Below are 4,902 nucleotides of genomic sequence, written 5' to 3'. Positions count from 1 at the left end.
CCATTGGCGGAAAGCCTGCTCGCCATGACGCATCCAGAGGAACCGCCGCCGACGACAATGTAGTCAAAAACCAATGCCAAACCTCCCCTTGTTTACCGTCATCCTCTTGCCGCCTCAGGAATGCTTTCGATTACCCAGCTCTGGGTATCGTGAGGCCGGCAGCTCAGGTCCGCTTCCCCAGATTTGCACAGCCAATTGGTCACTTTGCGCTATTTAGCCCCCCGAGAGCGCAGAAATCGTCCTTTGTCCGCCATCCGCGCATATCCCGCAATTTGCTGGCCAATACTTATGCGGTCTATGTTGAACTGTCCCGGCTGCGTATCCTGCCTAGGCCACGCTACGGAGAAGCAGGCACCTGCGGGTCGCAGCATTTATGCGCAATCTGGCAAGACAACGCTCATGTCCTGCGTTCAGATGCGATCATTTGCGTAAGGCGCTCCCCTGTGGCGCGCTATATTCAACCGGCCGGGCACTGAGCGGTCCGATCCTCATACCACATAAGCCGGCTGAATCGGTGCTAGGCTGCCACTTCGAAGGAGTTCGCCCGATGAACAAGGAGTTCGCGCCTGCGAAGGATGTAAGCCTCGCGCTGTTTGATCGCCTCCAGTCTGAGGTGCGCAGCTATGTCAGGGCGTTCCCGGTTCTGTTCGATCGCGGGATTGGCACTACCCTCTTCGCCGCAGACGGTCGGGAATACCTCGACTTCTTCGGGGGTGCAGGCGCCCTGAATTACGGGCACAACAACCCAGCCTTCAAGAGGGCGCTGCTTGATTACATCGAGCGCGACGGAATTGTGCACGGGCTCGACCTTGCCACGACCGCCAAGAAGGCCTTCATGGAAGCTTTTGAGCAGTACATCCTGAAGCCCCGTGTCTGGCTTATGAATTGATTGATGTATGGACTCGTATCACGCAAGCACCACTCATTGCCGGGCCTTGTCTCGCAGGACGCTTTTCCTCGCCGCTTGGTGATCGAAACCGCTGGCTCGTACGGTGAGGTGCTCAAGTTCATGACTGCACTCACCATCACCGAGGCCGACCTGCGCCGTGGTCTGTCCAAAGCATCAGCACCGTGCAGGACAGCATGGCAGGAAGCCGCGGAAAGTAGAAGCGCGCATCACGCTGCCGTAGCCGATCCATCCGGGCCGGGATCCGGCTTGAGCTTCGGCGAAGCAAAGTGCAGTGCTCCCGCACCAAACCTAGGGAGCCCCACGATCATGGTGGGAGACAAGATGGCTGATCCGATCGCGAGAGAGAACTGGCATGGCTAATACAGATGTGGTCAAGAATTTCATTGATGGGGAGTGGCGCGATTCTGTGTCCGGCACACGTATCGAAGTCGACGACCCGTCGAACGCCGAAACGATTGCTGTCGTAGCTGAAGCAGGCCCCAAAGACGTCGAGCTCGCCGTTGCTGCTGCTCACCGCGTTTTTCGCGACCGCATTCTGATAGACATGCATCCCTATGACCGTGGGCGCATGCTGTTTCGCGTTGCTGACGCACTTGACACGCGCCATGAGGAGATTGCGACCATTAACTGCGCCGAGACGGGGAAGGCGCTTGATCTCGCCCGTGGCGAAGTACAAACGGCCATCAGATACCTGCGGTACTATGGTGGGTTGGCCGACAAGCTTGAAGGACGCTCGATCCCGCGCGGGGCCAACCTGGTCGACTATACTGTCAGAAGTCCCTTTGGCGTGTCCGCCCACATCGTTCCGTGGAATGGTCCACTGGAACTGACGGCCCGTTCGCTGGCCTGCGCCATCGCAACCGGCAACTCCGTCGTGGTGAAGTCGCCCGAACTGGCTCCCCTTTCCGGAATTGAACTCGCACGTGCCTGCGAGACCGCGGGTCTGCCTGCCGGAGCAGTCAACGTTCTCACTGGATACGGCCACACGGCGGGCAAGGCGCTGATCGAGCATCCCGATGTTCGTCACATCGTCTTCACGGGCTCGGTGGCCACCGGGCGAACGGTTCTTAAGACCGCATCAGAGCGGATAGTGCCCTGCATAATGGAACTTGGGGGCAAGTCGGCTGCGGTTGTGTATGCCGATGCCGATCTCGATTGTGTTGTGGAAGCAATACACATCGGGTCTTTTCTAAATGCCGGCCAGAATTGCAACAACCTTACACGTTTGATTGTGGAACGTTCTGTTGCGCAGGAACTGGTGGAAAGAGTGAAGGTCCGCGTAGAGAAACTGTCGATCGGTCCAGGACGCGAGAACTGCGACATCACACCGTTGATTTCCCAAAAGCAACGACAGGGGATCGAGCGGGCTTGCCAGACGGCGCTCTCGCACGGCGCACGGCTCGTGACCGGCGGGAGTGCACTTTCGGAGCGGAGCGGCTATTTCATGGCTGCCACGGTGTTTGCCGATGTGACGCGAGACAGCAGTCTATTTCAGAAAGAAGTATTCGGTCCTGTTCTTGCCGTCACCACGTTCGATGATCCGCTAGAGGCGGTCGATCTCGCGAACGACTCCGATCATGGCTTGGCAGCGGGCGTGTTCACGCGGGATCTCGACCGGGCACTTTGGACCGCCGATCGTCTCTGGGCCGGCCAAGTCTACGTGAACGGCTGGTTCGTCGGTGGCGTAGAAACACCGTTCGGCGGAGTAAAGCAGTCCGGCTACGGTAGGGAGAAGGGTCAGGAAGCACTGGACGGCTACGTTCAGACAAGGAACATTGGGATTCAGATCTCCCAGCCATCCGGTTCAGTGAGCACCAGGCAGAGGGGCACACCATGAACGCGTCATCGATCAGATCCATATATCGGGTTGCGCTCTGATTGGAGCCGCACTTGCGGGCGGCTACAGGGGCTCTCGTCGGTATATCCGATGGCTACATGCCCATCTCAATGCGCGACCCAACGCCTACCATCGAGGGAGATGTTGCGGCCCTGCAGTATGCTATGGAGATGGGGTGATAGTACAGATTCTGTTCCCAGCTGTGCAGCACCGCGATGAGACCGGTCCCGGCGCCGAGATGTCTGGGATCTGCGGCGATCGTGCTCAGCGTCTCGACGGCTGCCTTGAACCGGACCGCATACACCTTCGCCTTGTTCTGGAAGGCAATTGTGGCGATCGCGGCCGGCAGCGTGAACACCACGTGAAATAGGGAGCCTGGGAAGCTCGTCCGGTCGCGCGACGAGCCATTCTTTGCCTATCCCGAAAGCGTGCGGCGGATCATCTACACCACGAACGCCATAGAGGCGCTGAACTCCAAGCTGCGCCGCGCTGTCCGCACCCGGGGGCACTTTTGCGCGAAAAACCAGGGTCCCGATTCAGTGGTCATTGACACTCAGATGGAATTGGACGTCCTGCTTAAGGACCAGCACGCAGGCTACATTACGTGGAGCGAGTTCGAGAGGAACCAACAGGTGATTGCCAATAACGCGACCGGCAAAGGCAGCGCCACCGCCAGAGGAGCGGTACGGCGCGGGGGATTGTCTCTCGCGGGGCTTCTGCGTTGCGGTCATTGCGGCCGCAAGATGTATGTCGCCTATGGCGGCAAGGCGGGGCGCTATCACTGCGAGGGTGCGCCCGTCAATCATGGCACCAAGCGGTGCATCTTGTTTGGCGGCTTGCACGTCGATCAGGCTGTCGGCGCCGCAGTTCTTGGCGCCTTGAAGCCGCTCGGTATCGACGGCGCAACCAAGGCCCTGGAGGCTCAAGCGAGCGAGACGTCAGCGGCACAAAGGCAGCTCGAGCTGGCACTGCAGCGGGCGCGTTACGAGGCTGCCCATGCGCGTCAGCAATACGATGCTGTCGACCCTGCCAATCGTCTGGTCGCTGGCGAGCTGGAGCGCCGCTGGAACAAAGCGCTTGAAGCCGTGCACCAGATCGATGGCGAGATTGCCGCACTCGAGGCGAGAAGACCATCTCCTCTGGGAGAGAAGGAACGGGACCAGCTGATGCGGCTCGGCGCCGATCTGGATCTCGCCTGGTCACACCCGGCAGCAACATCTGCGACGCGCAAGAGGATCGTTCGCGCAGCCTTGAGCGAGATCGTCGTCCGCATCGAAGGTGGCGTCATCGAGATGGTCCTGCATTGGCAGGGAGGGATCACACGGCATTGAAGCTCAAGATGAACGCCGCCCGCAAGCATCGCTGGACAGTCCCCGAGGATACTTTGACGCTGGTCCGCGAGCTGGCGCGCCTGATGCCCGACCGCCAGATCGCGCGGCTCCTCAATCGCGCCGGTAAGCCGACAGGGCGAGGCAATGGCTGGACCCAGGCGCGGGTCTGTTCGTTCCGCAGCCATCACGACATTGCCGTCCACCGCGCGCGCGAATGGGCTGCGCGGGGCGAGATTACGCTTGAAGCGGCCGCGCAAATCATGGATGTGAGCGTCATGACGGCGCTGCGCATGACCCGGCTCGGCATCATCAAAGGGCGGCAAGTGTGCTATGGCGCGCCTTGGGCATTCGAGGCGGCGGATATCGCCGCCTATCGCATGCAGAATGCCCCGCGGCGTCCGCTAACAGCCGATCACGCCCAACAGCGCTTTGATTTTCAATAACATAGAAAGTGAGCATTATGACTCGTGGCTGCTTGGCCCCAACAATCTGTCCTCGACGGCGCGCTACACCAAAGTCTCGAACTGTCTGATCTAGCGCACGACGCTCGACCGGCTGTACATCGAACTCGTGGCGCCGAGCTGACCGGCTTCCGCCCGTGTCGGCGAGCCTGGAGGTGGCGGATATCTTCCGCCGCCATGGCGAGGCGTATCGGCAGGTTCATGACGGTCATCTCGGACACGTCGAGCGGCGCACGATAAGCGCCATCGATGCGGGGCGATCCGCGTGGCCTACAACTCCTGTCTTATGGGCAGATCCAGTAATGGGGAGTTGGCGTGCCGGCAACGGCATTTTTCGGTGAATTGTTGCGCTTTTTGTCTCCA

Annotated in this window: 5 protein-coding genes and 3 pseudogenes; 7 read left to right on the top strand and 1 reads right to left on the bottom strand. The window is 60.1% G+C overall.

Features of this window, described 5'->3' with window-relative positions:
• The first annotated feature begins 547 nt into the window (after positions 1 to 547).
• Genes NKH02_RS34010 through NKH02_RS34000 form a run of 3 tightly spaced genes read left to right on the top strand, consistent with a single transcriptional unit; the run spans position 548 to position 2,747 of the window.
• Positions 548 to 889 carry a PLP-dependent aminotransferase family protein gene (locus tag NKH02_RS34010; RefSeq protein WP_352884200.1) on the top strand — a complete coding sequence of 114 codons (342 nt, stop codon included), beginning with the start codon at positions 548 to 550 and terminating at the stop codon, positions 887 to 889.
• Between the two features lie 3 nt (positions 890 to 892).
• Positions 893 to 1,270, top strand: a complete 378-nt coding sequence (locus NKH02_RS34005; RefSeq protein WP_352884197.1) for a hypothetical protein — start codon at positions 893 to 895, stop codon at positions 1,268 to 1,270.
• On the top strand, positions 1,263 to 2,747 hold the full coding sequence (locus NKH02_RS34000; protein ID WP_352884195.1) for an aldehyde dehydrogenase family protein: 1,485 nt from the start codon (positions 1,263 to 1,265) through the stop codon (positions 2,745 to 2,747). Before NKH02_RS34005 ends, NKH02_RS34000 begins: the two co-directional genes overlap by 8 nt.
• A 113-nt stretch (positions 2,748 to 2,860) precedes the next feature.
• On the opposite strand, the pseudogene NKH02_RS33995 reads toward NKH02_RS34000, so the two are convergent.
• A pseudogene (locus tag NKH02_RS33995) lies at positions 2,861 to 3,160 on the bottom strand (transposase); the annotation flags it as partial.
• Here NKH02_RS33995 and NKH02_RS33990 point away from each other — a divergent pair.
• The 4 genes and pseudogenes from NKH02_RS33990 to NKH02_RS34670 form a co-directional block, all read left to right on the top strand.
• Positions 3,152 to 3,259 (top strand): annotated as a pseudogene (locus NKH02_RS33990) (transposase); the annotation flags it as partial. The pseudogenes NKH02_RS33995 and NKH02_RS33990 sit on opposite strands and share 9 nt — an antisense overlap.
• A gap of 45 nt (positions 3,260 to 3,304) precedes the next feature.
• Positions 3,305 to 4,078, top strand: coding sequence for a recombinase zinc ribbon domain-containing protein (locus tag NKH02_RS33985; RefSeq protein WP_352884201.1), 774 nt, complete (start codon positions 3,305 to 3,307; stop codon positions 4,076 to 4,078).
• Complete coding sequence (locus NKH02_RS33980; protein ID WP_352884194.1) at positions 4,075 to 4,521, top strand: DNA-binding protein; 447 nt, start codon at positions 4,075 to 4,077, stop codon at positions 4,519 to 4,521. The genes NKH02_RS33985 and NKH02_RS33980 overlap by 4 nt, the downstream gene beginning before the upstream one ends.
• Positions 4,522 to 4,676: 155 nt before the next feature.
• Positions 4,677 to 4,902 (top strand): annotated as a pseudogene (locus tag NKH02_RS34670) (hypothetical protein); the annotation flags it as partial.

This window comes from Mesorhizobium sp. M1396, assembly GCF_040317725.1.
Lineage (GTDB): Bacteria > Pseudomonadota > Alphaproteobacteria > Rhizobiales > Rhizobiaceae > Mesorhizobium.
The sequence above is the reverse complement of the archived record's forward strand: the minus strand, read 5'-3'. Positions and strand labels throughout refer to the sequence as shown.

Excerpts from the sequence above, each read along its gene's own strand:
- NKH02_RS34010 (WP_352884200.1), top strand. The coding sequence starts at position 548 with ATGAACAAGGAGTTCGCGCCTGCGAAGGATGTAAGCCTCGCGCTGTTT.
- NKH02_RS34005 (WP_352884197.1), top strand. The coding sequence starts at position 893 with ATGTATGGACTCGTATCACGCAAGCACCACTCATTGCCGGGCCTTGTC.
- NKH02_RS34000 (WP_352884195.1), top strand. The coding sequence starts at position 1,263 with ATGGCTAATACAGATGTGGTCAAGAATTTCATTGATGGGGAGTGGCGC.
- NKH02_RS33985 (WP_352884201.1), top strand. The coding sequence starts at position 3,305 with ATGGAATTGGACGTCCTGCTTAAGGACCAGCACGCAGGCTACATTACG.